Below are 15652 nucleotides of genomic sequence, written 5' to 3' on the forward strand. Positions count from 1 at the left end.
ATGAGCACAGGGCTCAGGAGACGCCCAGCTCCTTGGCCTTCGCCTTCAGGTCGTCCAGGCCACCGCACATGAAGAACGCCTGCTCCGGGAAGTGGTCGAACTCACCGTCGGCGATCGCGTTGAACGCGGCGATGGACTCGTCCAGCGGGACGTCCGATCCGTCGAGACCGGTGAACTGCTTCGCCGCGTGGGTGTTCTGCGACAGGAAGCGCTCGATACGGCGGGCACGGAAGACGGTGAGCTTGTCCTCCTCGCCGAGCTCGTCGATACCCAGGATGTTGATGATGTCCTGGAGGTCCTTGTACTTCTGCAGGATCGACTTCACGCGCGAGGCGCAGTCGTAGTGGTCCTGCGAGATGTAGCGCGGGTCCAGGATCCGGGACGTCGAGTCCAGCGGGTCCACCGCCGGGTAGATGCCCTTCTCCGAGATCGGCCGGGAGAGCACCGTCGTCGCGTCGAGGTGCGCGAAGGTGGTCGCCGGGGCCGGGTCGGTCAGGTCGTCCGCGGGGACGTAGATCGCCTGCATCGAGGTGATCGAGTGACCACGGGTCGAGGTGATGCGCTCCTGGAGGATGCCCATCTCGTCGGCCAGGTTCGGCTGGTAGCCCACCGCGGAGGGCATACGGCCGAGCAGGGTCGAGACCTCGGAACCGGCCTGGGTGAAGCGGAAGATGTTGTCGATGAAGAACAGCACGTCCTGCTTCTGCACATCGCGGAAGTACTCCGCCATGGTCAGACCGGCCAGGGCGACCCGCAGACGGGTGCCCGGGGGCTCGTCCATCTGGCCGAAGACCAGCGCGGTCTGCGGGAGAACGCCGGACTCGGCCATCTCCTCGATCAGGTCGTTGCCCTCACGGGTGCGCTCACCGACACCGGCGAACACGGAAACGCCCTCGTGCAGCTTGGCCACACGCATGATCATTTCCTGGATGAGGACGGTCTTGCCGACACCCGCGCCGCCGAACAGACCGATCTTGCCGCCCTTGACGTACGGGGTCAGCAGGTCGACGACCTTCAGACCGGTCTCGAACATCTCGGTCTTGGACTCGAGCTGGTCGAAGGCCGGGGCCTTGCGGTGGATGGCCCAGCGCTCGGTGACCTCGGCCTCGGCCTCGGGCTCGTTCAGGATCTTGCCGAGGGTGTTGAACACCCGGCCCTTGGTGACATCGCCGACCGGCACCGTGATGCCGTCGCCGGTGTCGGTCACCGCGGCCTGGCGGACCAGACCGTCGGTGGGCTCCATGGAGATGGCGCGGACCACGCCCTCACCGAGGTGCTGGGCGACCTCGAGGGTGAGGGTCTTGGTCGCACCGTCGGCGGAGGGGTCCGCGACCTCGACGGTCAGCGCGTTGTAGATGTCCGGCATCGCGTCGACGGGGAACTCCACGTCGACGACCGGGCCGATGACCCGCGCGACGCGGCCAGTGGCCACGCCGGCAGGAGCGGTCGGCTCAACAGTGGTGGTCATAGTTGTCAGTCACTCCCCGCAGAGGCGTCGGCCAGAGCGCTCGCGCCACCGACGATCTCGCTGATTTCCTGGGTGATGTCGGCCTGGCGGGCCGCGTTGGCAAGCCGCGTGAGCGACTTGATCAGTTCTTCGGCATTGTCGGTCGCCGACTTCATCGCCCGCCGGGTGGCCGCGTGCTTGGAGGCGGCGGCCTGGAGGAGAGCGTTGTAGATGCGCGACTCGACGTACCGCGGCAGCAGGGCGTCGAGGACGTCCTCCGCCGACGGCTCGAAGTCGAACAGCGGGAGGATCTCGCCCTTGCGGGCCTGCTCCTCCGCCGTGTCCTCGAGGCTGAGCGGCAGCAGCCGGCTGTCGACCGGCGACTGCGTCAGCATCGAGACGAACTCGGTGTACACGATGTGGAGCTCGTCCACACCGCCCTCGGCCGTCGCCTGGAGCACGGCCTCGATCAGCGGGCCCGCGATCTTCTTGGCGTCCGCGTAGGTCGGGTTGTCGGTGAAGCCGGTCCACGACTCCGTGACCTTGCGCTCACGGAAGCCGTAGTAGGCGACGCCCTTGCGGCCGACGATGTAGGTGTCGACCTCCTTGCCCTGCGCGGTGAGCCGCTCGGTGAGCTGCTCCGCCGCCTTGATGACGTTGGAGGAGTAACCGCCGGCCAGACCCCGGTCGCTCGTGACGAGCAGCACGGCGGCCCGCGCCGGGTTGTCGGCCTCCGTCGTCAGCGGGTGCTGCGTGTTGGAGCCGGTGGCGACTGCGGTCACCGCCCGGGTGAGCTCGGTGGCGTACGGAGTCGAGGCCGCCACCCGGCGCTGCGCCTTGACGACGCGCGAGGCGGCGATCATCTCCATCGCCTTGGTGATCTTCTTGGTCGCGGAGACGGACTTGATCCGCCTCTTGTAGACCCGGAGCTGGGCACCCATGCTCAGCCCTCGCCCAGCAGCTTGCCGTCCGAGGTCTCGAACTGCCGCTTGAAGGTGTCCACCGCTTCGCTCAGGGCGGCGATGGTGTCGTCGGACATCTTGCCGCCCTCGACGATGGAGGTCAGCAGGCCCTTCTGCTCACGGTGCAGATAGTCCAGCAGCTCACGCTCGAAGCGGCGGACGTCCTCGACCGGAACGTCGTCCATCTTGCCGTTGGTGCCGGACCAGATGGAGACGACCTGGTCCTCGGTGGAGTACGGCGCGTACTGGCCCTGCTTCAGCAGCTCGACCATGCGCGCACCCCGCTCCAGCGACGCCTTGGAGGCCGCGTCCAGGTCGGAGCCGAAGGCGGCGAACGCCTCGAGCTCGCGGTACTGGGCGAGGTCCACCCGGAGCCGGCCGGACACCTGGCGGATGGCCTTGTGCTGCGCGGAGCCACCGACTCGGGAGACCGAGATACCGACGTTCAGCGCGGGGCGCTGGTTGGCGTTGAACAGGTCCGACTCCAGGAAGCACTGGCCGTCGGTGATGGAGATGACGTTGGTCGGAATGAACGCCGACACGTCGTTGGCCTTGGTCTCGACGATCGGCAGACCGGTCATCGAGCCGGAGCCCATCTCCTCGGAGAGCTTGGCGCAGCGCTCCAGCAGCCGGGAGTGCAGGTAGAAGACGTCGCCCGGGTAGGCCTCACGGCCCGGCGGACGGCGCAGCAGCAGGGAGACGGCGCGGTAGGCGTCCGCCTGCTTGGACAGGTCGTCGAAGACGATCAGGACGTGCTTGCCCTGGTACATCCAGTGCTGACCGATGGCCGAGCCGGTGTAGGGGGCCAGGTACTTGAAGCCCGCCGGGTCGGACGCCGGGGCGGCGACGATGGTGGTGTACTCCAGCGCACCGGCCTCCTCCAGCGCGCCACGCACGGACGCGATGGTGGAGCCCTTCTGGCCGACGGCCACGTAGATGCAGCGGACCTGCTTCTTCGGGTCGCCGGAACGCCAGTTGTCACGCTGGTTGATGATCGTGTCGACGCACAGCGCGGTCTTGCCGGTCTGCCGGTCGCCGATGATCAGCTGGCGCTGTCCGCGGCCGATCGGGGTCATCGCGTCGACGGCCTTGTAGCCGGTCTCCATCGGCTCGTGCACCGACTTGCGGTCCATGACCGTGGGGGCCTGCAGCTCGAGGGCGCGACGGCCGTCGGTCTCGATCTCGCCGAGGCCGTCGATCGGGGCACCCAGCGGGTCGACGACACGGCCGAGGTAGCCCTCGCCGACGGCGACCGAGAGGACCTCGCCGGTGCGGTGCACCTGCTGGCCCTCCTCGATCCCGCTGAACTCACCGAGGACGACCGCACCGATCTCGCGCTCCTCGAGGTTGAGGGCGAGGCCGAGGGTGCCGTCCTCGAACTTCAGCAGTTCGTTCGCCATGGCCGAGGGAAGTCCCTCGACCTTCGCGATGCCGTCGCCGGCAACGCTGACCGTACCGACCTCCTCGCGCGAGGCCGCGTCCGGCTTGTACGCCTGGACGAAGTTCTCCAGCGCGTCCCGGATCTCCTCCGGCCGGATCGTGAGCTCCGCCATCTGGGTTCCCTGCTCTCCTTGTTGGGCCCGAAGTATCTGACTACGGCCCAACTCGGGCCGCTTGCATGCTTGTTGAGTTGGTGGCTGTGTCAGCCGGCCATCCGGCGGGCCGCCTCGTCGAGACGGTCCGCGATGGTCCCGTTGATGACCTCGTCGCCGATGCGCACCGCGATCCCGCCGAGGACCTCCGGGTCCACATCGAGGTTGAGGTGGACCTGGCGGCCGTACAGCTGAGCCAGAGCCGCGCCGAGGCGCTGCTTCTGCTGATCGCTGAGCGGTACCGCCGAGGTCACGACGGCGACCGTACGGTCACGGCGGGCCGCGGCCAGCTTGGTCAGCTCATCGAGACCCGCTTCCAGGCTACGTCCGCGCGGGTGTGTGACCAGTCGCACCACGAGCCGCTCGGTCACCCGGTCCGCCCGGCCGCCGAGCAGTCGGCGCACCAGATCGGCCTTGGCCGTGGCGCTCGCGTTCCGGCCGGACAGCGCACCGCGCAGCTCCGGCGAGGAGGAGACGATCCGGCCGAACCGGAACAGCTCGTCCTCGACGTCGTCGAGGGTGCCGGCCCGCTGGGCCGCCACGAGGTCGGCGGCGGCCGCCAGCTCCTCGACCGCGTCCGCCAGGTCGCGCGGGCGCGACCAGCGGCTGCGGACCATCCCGGAGACCAGGTCGACGGTTTCCCCGCCGACCTGCCCGCCCAGCAGGCGTCCGGCCAGCTCGGCCTTGGCCTCGCCGGGCTGCGCCGGGTCGGTGAGGACCCGACGCAGTGAGACCTCGCGGTCGAGCAGCGCGGTGACGGCGGCCAGCTCATCGGCGAGCTTCGTCGCGTCGACGGAGGTGTTGTCCGTCAGGGCGTCGAAGCGCTCGCGCGCGGCTGCCAGTGCCTCCCTGCTCGCTCCGTTCATCGGCCGGCCTCGGCCATCGAGCCGTCGGCGGCCTTGGCCTCGAGCTCATCGAGGAACCGGTCGATCGTGCGGCTCTGCCGGGCGACGTCCTCGACGGACTCGCCGACGATCTTGCCCGCCAGGTCGGTGGCCAGCTTGCCCACGTCCTGGCGCAGCGCCTGAGCGGCCTGCTTGCGGTCGGCCTCGATCTGGGCGTGACCGGCCGCGATGATCTCCTCACGCTGCCGCTGGCCCTCCGCGCGCATCTCGGCGATGAGCGCGGCACCCTGCTCCTGCGCCTCCTGGCGCAGGCGCGCGGCCTCGTGACGGGCGTCCGCGAGCTGGGCGCGGTAGTCCTCGAGGACCTGCTGGGCCTCGGCCTGGGTGGCCTCGGCCTTCTCCATCCCGCCCTCGATGGCCGCGCGACGCTCCTCCAGAACACGGTTGATGTTCGGGAGGAGCTTCTTCGCGAGGAATACGAAGACGATGGCAAAGGCGATCAGGCCGATGACCAGCTCCGGGATCGGCGGGATGAGGGGGTTCTCCTCCTCAGCCGCCACCTGTACCAGGGCGTTCATCTCAATGCCTTTCGTCTGTGGTGGTCAACGCGGTGCGTCAGGACTTGAAGAGGAAGCCCATGACGATACCGATCAGCGCGAGCGCCTCACAGAAGGCGAAGCCCATGATCTGGTTGGCGCGGATCAGGCCGGCCGCCTCGGGCTGACGGGCCAGGGCCTGGGTGCCGTTACCGAAGATGATGCCGACGCCGACGCCGGGGCCGATGGCGGCGAGACCGTAACCGATCGAACCGAGGTTGCCGGTGACGCCGTCGGCGGCGAGGGTCTGGAGAGCGGACATGCCGGTTCTTCCTTCTGTTTCATGGACCGGTGGGGGTTGGCCACCGGACGTCTGATGGACGAGGAGTGGGCTGCTCAGTGGCCTTTGGCGAGCGCGCCCTGAACGTAGTTGCAGGCCAAGAGCACGAAGACGTACGCCTGGACAGCCTGGATGAAGAGCTCGAACGCGGTCAGCAGGATCGTCATCACGAAGGACGCGCCCGCGTAGGCGATTCCGATGCCGTTCAGCAGGTACCAGCTGCCGATGGTGAACATCAGGAGCAGCAGGTGGCCCGCGAACATGTTGGCGAAGAGCCGGACCGCGTGGGTGAAGGGCCGGATGATCACGTTCGAGAAGAACTCGATGGTGACGATCAGCGGGAGGATCGCGCCGAGTTCCTTGTCGTAGCCGGTGATGTTCTTCCAGCCGCCGACGAAGCCGTGGTTCTTGAACGTCAGGTACATCCACATGATGTAGACGATCGCGGCGAGACCGGCCGGGAAGGCGATGATCGACGTCACCGGGAACTGGGCGATCGGAATGATCGACCAGAGGTTCATGATCCAGACGAAGAAGAACAGCGCGACCATGAAGGGGACGTACTTCTCGCCCTCCTTCTTGCCGAGGGCCTCGTAGACCAGCCCGCGGCGTACGAAGTCGTAGCCCGCCTCGCCGACCATCTGGAGCTTGCCCGGGACCACCTTGGCGCGGCCGAAGGCGGCCCAGAAGAACCAGATGATGGCGACGCTGCCCAGCAGGGCCAGCAGCATCGGCTTGTTGAACTCGAAACCGCCCACCGTGAAGAGCGGCTCGAACTTGAACGAATGGAGTCCGGGTGCCGGGAAGCCGCACCCATCGAAGATGTGGCAGTTCGTCTCGAAGGCGAGCGTCTGGTCAGAACTCACCGCGAGCTCCTTCAGCGTGGCGCATGGGTACGGCAACCTCGTTGTGTCGGCGCGGCACACGGCCACGGAACGGCACTGGACTGGTCTTACGGATGTGGGGGCGGCTGATCGGCGGGTGGCCGAATGTCGTGTCGGACATCAGCTGCATGGGCCGCCGATTCCGTCCCGCGGAATACGGGGGTTCGGCTACCTGCGCCCGCTGTGCCTCAGATGGCACCGGACGATAGCAGGTGAGCGGGCGTGCCTTTATACCGGCCCTACCGATCACGACGTGGACCCGGCGGGAGCGGACTTCTTCGCCCCCTCGGGCTTGCGTTCGTCCTCGGCTTCGGGCTGCACGTAGAGGATCTTGGCCTTCATATGAGCGCGGGTCTGTGCGGCAATCCACACCAGCACCGCGGCGAGCAGAGCGAGACCGAAAGCCTTGGTGGAGAACAACGTGGTGTCCCTGAACACCGCGAGCAACACCGCGACCAGCAAGAACTGGGTCATATACAGAACCAGTCCCATCATCTGGAACAACTGCGGAAGGTGCTTGGCGGTGCGCTCCAGCACGATGAGGCCCGTGGCCATCACCGCGGCACCCAGGAAGGCCCCGAAGGCGGCCCCGAGCGCGCCCTTTCCACCGACGACCACAGCACTGACAGCGACGGCGACCACCCCGGCAACGGCCGTGGGCGCGGCGCAACTCAGAAGCGTTCGGGCGTCGTTGGACTGCATGAAGGGTTCTCCGGCAAGAGTCGGAAGCAGCGTTTCGTCGTGGACGAGCGTATCCCCGGGGATGAGGGAGACCTCGCGACGAAGGACCGTCGCACTACGGTCCCTCGGCTCTGGCACCGGGTTTAGTGAACGGTATCACAAACTATTTGATGAGGTCTTTACCTGCTGAGTGTGCTGCCCGTCACACACAGGAGTTATGGATCGCACGCGGCGCTGACGCTCTGACGTGCCCCTTCGCGGAGCTCAGAGCCCCTGAACGAAGATCACTGCGGGGTGCCGATCCTCCGGCGGTGGGTGAACCGGGAGCGGTCACCGATCGCGGTGGCCCCGTTGATCCCGGCCGCCAGCGGCCGCGGCGCGGACTCCTCCGCCGCCGGATCCCCGGCCGCACCGGCCTCGGTGGCCGCCTCCGTACGCGCCACGGCCTGCTCCGCCGGCGCGTCCCGGTGCCCGCGGCGGTAGCGCGGCGGTACGAACCCCTCGGCCCAGCGCGGCACCCGCGGGGTGAAGCGCGGCAGCAGCAACAGCACCAGACCGACCGCGCTCAGCGCCACGATCGCCAGCACGAACCACATCCCGACGCTGTTCACCGAGTACGCCACCGCGCCAAAGGCGATCAGCGCCGACCAGAAGTACATGATCAGGACGGCCCGGCTGTGCGAGTGGCCGATCTCCAGCAGCCGGTGGTGCAGATGGCCGCGGTCGGCCGCGAACGGCGACTGGCCGCGCCAGGTGCGCCGCACGATGGCCAGCACCAGGTCGGCGAAGGGCACCGCGATGACGGTCAGCGGCAGCAGCAGCGGAATGTAGACGGGCACGGTGGCGTGCACCGCGGCCGTCTCGGACCCGGCGAACAGCTTCATCGCGTCCGGGTCCACCTGACCGGTGATGGAGATGGCACCCGCCGCCAGCACCAGGCCGATCAGCATGGAGCCGGAATCGCCCATGAAGATCCGCGCGGGGTGGATGTTGTGCGGCAGGAAGCCCAGGCACATGCCCATCAGCACGGCGGCGAACAGCGTCGCGGGGGCGGCGGACTCCAGACCGTAGCCGTACCAGATGCGGTAGGCGTACATGAAGAACGCGGCGGCGGCGATGCACACCATGCCGGAGGCCAAACCGTCCAGCCCGTCAACGAAGTTGACCGCGTTGATGGTGATGACGACCAGCGCCACCGTCAGCAGCGTGCCCTGCCAGGGCGTGAGCGAGACCGGTCCCACACCGGGCACCGGCAGCCACAGAATCGTCAGGCCCTGGAGCACCATCACACCCGCGGCGATCATCTGGCCGCCCAGCTTGATCAGCGCGTCCACGCCCCACTTGTCGTCCAGCACACCGAGCAGCCAGATCAGCCCGGCGCCGGACAGCAGCGCCCGCGGCTCGTTCGACAGCTCGAAGACGTCCTTGAGGTTGGTGAGGTGGGCGGCGACCAGCAGTCCCGCGCACAGCCCGCCGAACATGGCGATGCCACCGAGCCGCGGCGTGGGCTCGCGGTGCACATCACGGGCACGGATCTCCGGCATCGCGCCAGCCGCGATGGCGAACTTCCGCACCGGCCCGGTCAGGAGATAGGTGACCGCGGCCGTGATGCACAGAGTCAGCAGGTATTCACGCACAGGCTGCCCCACAGGTATCGCTGGCCATCACAGCCACACACCCTATGCGTGTCGGACCGCAACCGGTGAACGTACTTACAGACGTCCTACACCTTCGGATGGTTGCATGCGCCGGCCCTCGTCCGGATAGGGCGGAAATCTGCCCGCCAGTTCCGCCACTTTCTCCCGTATCACGCCCTCGTCCCGCAGCGCGGTTCCGATCAGCGCGGCTATGCGTTCCATCTCGGGCGTTCCCATCCCCTGGGTGGTCACCGCCGCGGTGCCCAGCCGCAGCCCCTTGGTCCAGCCCGCGGGCTCCGTCGCGGACGCCAGCGCACACGTGTCCAGCACGATCCCGGCGGCGGCACAGCGGCCCCGTGCGGTGCGTCCGTCCAGGCCCAGCGGGGCCGGATCCACGGTGATCATGTGGGTGTCGGTACCTCCGGTGGTGACCGCGAGACCCTCCGCGACCAGCGCGTCGGCCAGCACCCGGGCATTGGCGACCACCCGCTGCGCATAGGCGGTGAAGGAGGGCGCGGCGGCCTCGCCGAACGCCACCGCCTTGGCCGCCACGGTGTGCATCTGGGCGCCGCCCTGGGTGAACGGGAACACCGCCCGGTCGATGCGCTCGGCCAGGTCCGCACCGCACAGCAGCATCCCGCCGCGCGGCCCGCGCAGCACCTTGTGTGTCGTTGCGCACACCACGTCGGCGTACGGCACCGGACTGGGCGCCGCCTTGCCCGCGACCAGGCCGATGGGATGCGCGGCGTCGGCGATGAGATACGCCCCGACCTCGTCCGCGACGGCCCGGAAGGCGGCGTAGTCGGGGTGGCGGGGATAGGAGATCGAGCCGCACACGATGGCCTTCGGGCGGTGGGCCCGGGCCAGCCCGTGGAGCTGGTCGTAGTCGATGAGCCCGGTGGCCGGATCGACGCCGTAGCCGATGAAGTCGAACCAGCGGCCGGAGAAGTTCGCCGGGGAGCCCATGGTGAGGTGGCCGCCGTGGGTCAGCGCCATGGCCAGCACGGTGTCGCCGGGCCGCAGCAGCGCGGCGTACGCGGCCAGTACCGCCGAGGAGCCCGAATGCGGCTGCACATTGGCGTGCTCCGCGCCGAACAGCGCCTTCGCGCGGTCCTGGGCGACCCGCTCGGCGATGTCCACCAGTTCGCAGCCGCCGTGGTGGCGGGCTCCGGGGTAGCCCTCGGCGTACTTGTTGGCGAGCGGCGAGGCCAGGGCGGCGAGCACCGCGGGCGAGGTGAAGTTCTCCGCGGCGATCAGCTGGAGCCCGCTGGAGACGCGGTCCAGTTCGCTCAGGATGATCCCCGCGAGCTCGGGGTCCTGGCGGGCGAGCGCTTCGAAGTCGGGGCCCCAGGGGGTGCGGCCCGGGACACCGGCGGGATCGGCGGAGGTGCCGCCCCGGGGCCCTGCGGAGGTGACGGCCATCGCTGCTCACAGCCTTGGGAGGGTCGGTCGGGCGTCACCCCCAATGTAGGCCGGGCAGACCGTCCGTGCGCGCCGTGCGGCCGTCGCGGCCGGAGCTGCTCAGGCCGGGGCGGCGACCCCCGTCAGGGCCGTGACGACCGGGTCCAGCGCCTGGTGGATCTCGTCGCCGATGGAACGGAAGAAGGTGATGGGCGCCCCGTAGGGGTCATGCACCTCGTCCGCCTCCTCGTTGGGGGCCAGCAGCCAGCCGCGCAGCGCGGCCGCCGCCTGCACCAGCGCGCGGGCGCGCTCGACCACTCCGCCCGCCTCCTCCGGATCGGGGAGCGTGGCGGAGTCTATGGCCCGTACCAGCCGGGTGAACTCCTTGAGGGTGAAGGTGCGCAGCCCCGCCGAGTGCCCCATGGAGATGACCTGGGCCCGGTGGTCACGGGTCGCGGTGAGCACCAGATCGGCCCGAATCACGTGTTCGTCCAGCAGTTCGCGGCCGAGGAAACCGGCCGGGTCGGCGCCGAAGTCGGTCAGGACGGTCGCGGCGTGCGCCTCCATGGGCGCGCCCTCGTGCCCCCAGGTGCCCGCGCTCTCCACGATCAGTCCCCTGGTGCGGGCGCTGCCGAGGCGGTGGGCGAGGGCATGCCGGGTCAGCCGCTCGGTGATCGGCGAGCGGCAGACGTTGCCGGTGCTGACGTGGAGGATGCGGAAGGAGGTCTCGGCGTGCTTCGCCCGGTGTTCCGCTATGCCACGCCCCGTCTCAGGGGCTGTCAATTGGCCACCTCGAGGTCGGGTACGACCTCGCGGAGCTGCTCGGGGTTAAGCGCGCCCGCGCGGAGCAGCACCGGCACCTTGCCGGTGACGTCGACGATGGAGGACGGCACGGCGGCGGGGGTGGGCCCGCCGTCGAGGTAGACCGAGACGGAGTCGCCGAGCATCTCCTGGGCGGCGTCGCAGTCCTGCGGGGACGGGTGGCCGGTGAGGTTGGCGCTGGAGACCGCCATCGGCCCGAAGTCGTTGAGCAGCTCGATGGCGACCGGGTGCAGCGGCATCCGGATCGCGACGGTGCCGCGGGTCTCCCCCAGGTCCCAGGTGAGCGACGGCTGGTGCCGGGCGACCAGGGTGAGCGCTCCGGGCCAGAAGGCGTCGACCAGCTCCCACGCCTGTTCGGAGAAGTCGGTGACCAGACCGTGCAGGGTGTTCGGGGAGCCGACGAGGACGGGGGTGGGCATGTTGCGGCCCCGGCCCTTGGCCTCCAGCAGATCGCCGACCGCCTCGGCGCTGAAGGCGTCCGCACCGATCCCGTACACGGTGTCGGTGGGCAGCACGACCAGTTCGCCGCGGCGGACCGCGGACGCGGCCTCGCGCAGGCCGGTCTTGCGATCGGTGGCGTCCCCGCAGTCGTAGCGCCGTGCCATTTAACGGACCTCCTCGTACGTGGCCAGGGTGGGGTGCGGTGCCGTCGTCACGGCATGGCCTTCCGCGCGGTGGCGAACCGGGGCCGGTTGTTCAGGTCGGGGTGGTCGGCGGCGTCCGCCCAGCCACGCTCCTCCGTGAAGATCCATGGCACCTGGCCGCCCTGGGTGTCTGCGTGCTCGATGACAACGACGCCTCCCGGACGCAGCAGCCGGTGGGCCGTGCGCTCCAGGCCGCGGATCACATCGAGGCCATCCTCGCCGGAGAACAGCGCGAGCTGGGGGTCGTGGTCGCGGGCCTCCGGTGCGACGTACTCCCACTCGGTCAGCGGGATGTACGGCGGATTGCTGATGACGAGGTCCACCTGCCCGTCGAGCTCGGGCAGGGCCGTCATCGCGTCTCCGTGCTGGAGAACGACGCGGGACCCCTCGACGTTCTTGCGGGCCCACTGGACGGCGCCCTCGTCCAGCTCCACGGCGTGCACCCGGGAGCGCGGCACCTCCTGGGCGAGGGCGAGGGCGATGGCCCCGGAGCCGGTGCACAGGTCCACGATGAGCGGTTCGACGACGTCCATGGCCCGCACCGCGTCTATGGCCCAGCCGACCACCGACTCGGTCTCCGGACGGGGTACGAAGACACCCGGCCCGACCTGGAGCTCCAGATAGCGGAAGAAGGCCCGGCCGGTGATGTGCTGAAGGGGCTCGCGGGCCTCGCGGCGGGCGACCGCCTCCCAGTAGCGGGCGTCGAAGTCGGCGTCGGCGACGCCGTGCAGCTCACCCCGCTTGACGCCGTGCACAAAGGCGGCGAGCTCCTCGGCGTCGAAGCGCGGAGAGGGCACGCCCGCGGCGGCCAGCCGCTGGGTGGCCTGGGCCACCTCGGCGAGCAGCACGTTCACTGAATTCCTCCAGCCGGTCCGGACAAGGGCACAGGACTTCCCGGTGGGTGCTTACTGCGCCGCGGCCAGCTTGGCGGCCGCGTCGGCGTCCACGCACGCCTGGATCACCGGGGCGAGTTCGCCGTCGAGCACCTGGTCCAAGTTGTACGCCTTGAAGCCGACCCGGTGGTCCGAGATCCGGTTTTCCGGGAAGTTGTACGTACGGATGCGCTCGGAGCGGTCGACGGTGCGGACCTGGCTGCGGCGGGCGTCGGACGCCTCCTTCTCGGCCTCCTCCTGGGCCGCGGCCAGCAGCCGCGAGCGCAGGATGCGCAGTGCCTGCTCCTTGTTCTGGAGCTGGCTCTTCTCGTTCTGGCAGGAGACGACGATGCCGGTGGGCAGGTGGGTGATGCGCACCGCGGAGTCGGTGGTGTTGACCGACTGGCCGCCGGGGCCGGAGGAGCGGTAGACATCGATCCGCAGATCGTTGGGGCCGATCTCGACCTCGACCTCCTCGGCCTCCGGGGTGACCAGCACGCCGGCGGCGGAGGTGTGGATGCGGCCCTGCGACTCGGTGGCGGGCACCCGCTGCACGCGGTGCACCCCGCCCTCGTACTTCAGCCGGGCCCAGACGCCCTGGCCGGGCTCGGCGGAGCCCTTGGTCTTGACCGCGACCTGGACGTCCTTGTAGCCGCCGAGGTCGGACTCGTTGGCCTCGAGGATCTCGGTCTTCCAGCCCACGCGCTCGGCGTAGCGCAGATACATCCGCAGCAGGTCGCCCGCGAACAGGGCGGACTCCTCGCCGCCCTCGCCCGCCTTGACCTCCAGGATGACGTCCTTGTCGTCGCTGGGGTCGCGGGGCACCAGCAGCAGCCGGAGCCGCTCGGTGAGCTCCTCGCGCCGCAGCTCCAGCTCCTTCACCTCGTCGGCGAAGTCCGGGTCGTCCTGGGCGAGCTCCTGGGCCGTGCCGATGTCGTCGCCCGCCCGCTTCCAGTCGCGGTAGACGGCGAGGATCGGCGTCAGCTCGGCGTAGCGCTTGTTGAGCCGCATCGCCTCGCGCTGGTCGGCGTGGACCGCGGGGTCGGCGAGCCGCTTCTCGAGGTCGGCGTGTTCGCCGATGAGTTCCTCGACCGCCTCGAACATCGGGGCTCCCTGGGTGGTCTGCGTAAGGGCTTGCGGGGAAGAGCCGGGAAGGCCGGTGACGACAAAACGCCGGTCCGGTCGCCCCAGGAGAGGGGCGACCGAAGACCGGCGCCGTACGGGTCGCTACTTCTTGGCGGACCCGGCGTTCTTGCCGAAGCGGGCCTCGAACCGCGCCACACGGCCACCGGTGTCGAGGATCTTCTGCTTGCCCGTGTAGAACGGGTGGCACTCGGAGCAGATGTCGGCGCGGATGGTGCCGCCGCTCACGGTGCTACGGGTGGTGAAGGACGCGCCACAGGTGCAGCTGACCTGCGTCTCGACGTACTCCGGGTGGATGTCGCGCTTCAAGGGATTCTCCTAGGTTCGGGAGGGTGCCGGGTCGACGGGCGGGTTGCCTGTCGTGAACCGGGACCGACGGTCCAGTCTGCCAGCACTGGCCGTATCCCCCAAAACCGGGGGTGGGGCCCGGATATTCCCGGGCCCCGGCCGCGCCGTGCGGGGCGGCGCGGACCCGCGTTACTTGACGACCTTGCCCGCGCTGGTGGCGTCGCCGGCCGAGCCCTTGGTGGCGGACGCGGGGATCGGCCGGTCCTGCCGCAGCGCCCGCCACATCAGCTCGCACTTCCGCTTCATGGGCAGCACCCGGGCGGGGTCCTCGGGGTCGTACTGCACGGGCAGCGTGGTCATCTTCATATCGCCCGAGCCGATGCCCTTGAGGCCCTCGGCGAAGCCCTTCAGCTTGTTCACCGAGCCCAGCTCGGAGTCGGTGGTGAGGGCCTTGGTGGAGGTGTCCGCCAGGTCGTAGAGCTTCTTCGGGTTGTCGAACACGTCGACCTGCTTGATCTGGTCCAGCAGCGCCTTGACGAACGCCTGCTGGAGCTTGATCCGCCCGAGGTCGCTGCCGTCGCCGACGCCGTGCCGGGTCCGCACCAGGCCGAGGGACTGCTCTCCGTCGAGGCTGTGCGGGCCGGGCTCGAGGTCGAGGTGGCTCTTCTCGTCGTGGATCGGGGTGGTGGTGGTGATGTCGACGCCGCCGAGGTCGTTGATCAGCTGCTTGAAGCCGGAGAAGTCGACTTCGAGGTAGTGGTCCATGCGTATGTGGGTCATGGACTCGACGGTCTTCACGGCACAGGCCGGGCCGCCGACCTCGTAGGCGCTGTTGAACATGGCCTGCCGCGCCGCGGGCTTCTCCTCGCCGTCCTTCACGCAGGAGGGGCGCTTGACCATGGTGTCCCGCGGGATGCTGACCACGCTGGCCTTCTGGCGGCCCTGGTAGACGTGGACGACCATCGCGGTGTCGGAGCGGGAGGTGCCCTCGTCCTTGCCGTACTTGGCGTTCTTCCCGGCCCGGGAGTCGGAGCCGAGGACGAGGATGTCCATCGAACCGTTGTCGACGTTCTTGGGGCGGTCGGAGCCGAGGGCGTTGTTGATGTCGACGCTGGTGAGGTTGCCGTTGAGCTTGTAGTAGAGGTATCCGAGTCCGGCACCGCCGAGGACCAGCACGGCGGCCAGGGTCCATATCGTGTAGTGCACGGCGCGGCGGCGGGTGCTGGGCCGTTTGCGGCGGCGGCCACCGGCTCCGCGCGCTCCTGGGCCCGGGCTCACCGGCGTACCGCTGCTGTCGTCAGCCATGTGCTCCTCAGTCCTCGTTTCCCGGGTACCCCCCTGACGTCACGGTCAGGCCTGGCATCGCGGTGCGGATCGGTGTCGCCCAGACAGACGAAAGGCCGAGCGCAAGGGTTGCACATGTTGTTTTCTTGCTTTTTGTTCGATCCGAGGCCGGTGCCGTTCGTCCCCTTCGTCCGCCTACCGCCTTGACCTGTGTTTTCGCTGCCCAGAACGACATCGCGGCCGGTCCGTGAGGGACTCGGCCGCTGTGGTTCAG

The 15652-nt window shown here is 69.3% G+C and carries 16 protein-coding genes; all 16 read right to left on the minus strand.

All coding sequences use genetic code 11. The features are described 5' to 3' along the window. Positions 1-13: 13 nt before the first annotated feature. The 16 genes from atpD to HUT19_RS12985 all read right to left on the minus strand — a co-directional run bounded on the left by atpD (position 14) and on the right by HUT19_RS12985 (position 15399). Positions 14-1468: a F0F1 ATP synthase subunit beta gene (gene atpD, locus HUT19_RS12910; protein ID WP_176180614.1), complete on the minus strand. Its 1455-nt coding sequence runs from the start codon at positions 1466-1468 to the stop codon at positions 14-16. 5 nt (positions 1469-1473) lie between these two features. After that, positions 1474-2388, minus strand: a complete 915-nt coding sequence (locus tag HUT19_RS12915) for a F0F1 ATP synthase subunit gamma (protein ID WP_176180615.1) — start codon at positions 2386-2388, stop codon at positions 1474-1476. A 2-nt stretch (positions 2389-2390) separates the two neighbouring features. Further along, complete coding sequence (atpA, locus tag HUT19_RS12920) at positions 2391-3962, minus strand: F0F1 ATP synthase subunit alpha (protein ID WP_176180616.1); 1572 nt, start codon at positions 3960-3962, stop codon at positions 2391-2393. Between the two features lie 89 nt (positions 3963-4051). Then, positions 4052-4867: a F0F1 ATP synthase subunit delta gene (locus HUT19_RS12925; protein WP_176180617.1), complete on the minus strand. Its 816-nt coding sequence runs from the start codon at positions 4865-4867 to the stop codon at positions 4052-4054. Beyond that, positions 4864-5424, minus strand: a complete 561-nt coding sequence (locus tag HUT19_RS12930) for a F0F1 ATP synthase subunit B (RefSeq protein WP_176180618.1) — start codon at positions 5422-5424, stop codon at positions 4864-4866. Before HUT19_RS12930 ends, HUT19_RS12925 begins: the two co-directional genes overlap by 4 nt. 37 nt (positions 5425-5461) lie before the next feature. Then, positions 5462-5704, minus strand: a complete 243-nt coding sequence (atpE, locus tag HUT19_RS12935) for an ATP synthase F0 subunit C (protein ID WP_020868408.1) — start codon at positions 5702-5704, stop codon at positions 5462-5464. 74 nt (positions 5705-5778) lie between these two features. Beyond that, a complete protein-coding gene (gene atpB, locus HUT19_RS12940; RefSeq protein WP_176180619.1) occupies positions 5779-6588 on the minus strand; it encodes a F0F1 ATP synthase subunit A in 810 nt (269 codons plus the stop codon). A gap of 264 nt (positions 6589-6852) precedes the next feature. Continuing rightward, positions 6853-7308, minus strand: a complete 456-nt coding sequence (locus HUT19_RS12945; RefSeq protein WP_176180620.1) for a hypothetical protein — start codon at positions 7306-7308, stop codon at positions 6853-6855. Between the two features lie 263 nt (positions 7309-7571). Beyond that, positions 7572-8936: an MraY family glycosyltransferase gene (locus tag HUT19_RS12950; protein ID WP_176180621.1), complete on the minus strand. Its 1365-nt coding sequence runs from the start codon at positions 8934-8936 to the stop codon at positions 7572-7574. Between the two features lie 63 nt (positions 8937-8999). Next, positions 9000-10346: a serine hydroxymethyltransferase gene (glyA, locus tag HUT19_RS12955; RefSeq protein ID WP_176180622.1), complete on the minus strand. Its 1347-nt coding sequence runs from the start codon at positions 10344-10346 to the stop codon at positions 9000-9002. A 99-nt stretch (positions 10347-10445) separates the two neighbouring features. Further along, a complete protein-coding gene (locus HUT19_RS12960) occupies positions 10446-11108 on the minus strand; it encodes a protein-tyrosine-phosphatase (RefSeq protein ID WP_176180623.1) in 663 nt (220 codons plus the stop codon). Beyond that, on the minus strand, positions 11105-11752 hold the full coding sequence (locus tag HUT19_RS12965) for an L-threonylcarbamoyladenylate synthase (RefSeq protein WP_176180624.1): 648 nt from the start codon (positions 11750-11752) through the stop codon (positions 11105-11107). The genes HUT19_RS12960 and HUT19_RS12965 overlap by 4 nt, the downstream gene beginning before the upstream one ends. 47 nt (positions 11753-11799) lie before the next feature. Beyond that, positions 11800-12645: a peptide chain release factor N(5)-glutamine methyltransferase gene (gene prmC / locus HUT19_RS12970; protein ID WP_176180625.1), complete on the minus strand. Its 846-nt coding sequence runs from the start codon at positions 12643-12645 to the stop codon at positions 11800-11802. A 51-nt stretch (positions 12646-12696) separates the two neighbouring features. Next, positions 12697-13767, minus strand: coding sequence for a peptide chain release factor 1 (gene prfA, locus HUT19_RS12975; protein WP_176180626.1), 1071 nt, complete (start codon positions 13765-13767; stop codon positions 12697-12699). Between the two features lie 123 nt (positions 13768-13890). Then, the gene (gene rpmE, locus HUT19_RS12980) at positions 13891-14115 is read right to left on the minus strand and encodes a 50S ribosomal protein L31 (RefSeq protein ID WP_176180627.1); all 225 of its coding nucleotides are present in this window, start codon (positions 14113-14115) and stop codon (positions 13891-13893) included. A 168-nt stretch (positions 14116-14283) separates the two neighbouring features. After that, a complete protein-coding gene (locus tag HUT19_RS12985; protein WP_176180628.1) occupies positions 14284-15399 on the minus strand; it encodes an LCP family protein in 1116 nt (371 codons plus the stop codon). Positions 15400-15652 lie beyond the last annotated feature (253 nt).

Origin of the sequence: Streptomyces sp. NA02950, from assembly GCF_013364155.1 — a bacterium.
Classification (GTDB): domain Bacteria; phylum Actinomycetota; class Actinomycetes; order Streptomycetales; family Streptomycetaceae; genus Streptomyces.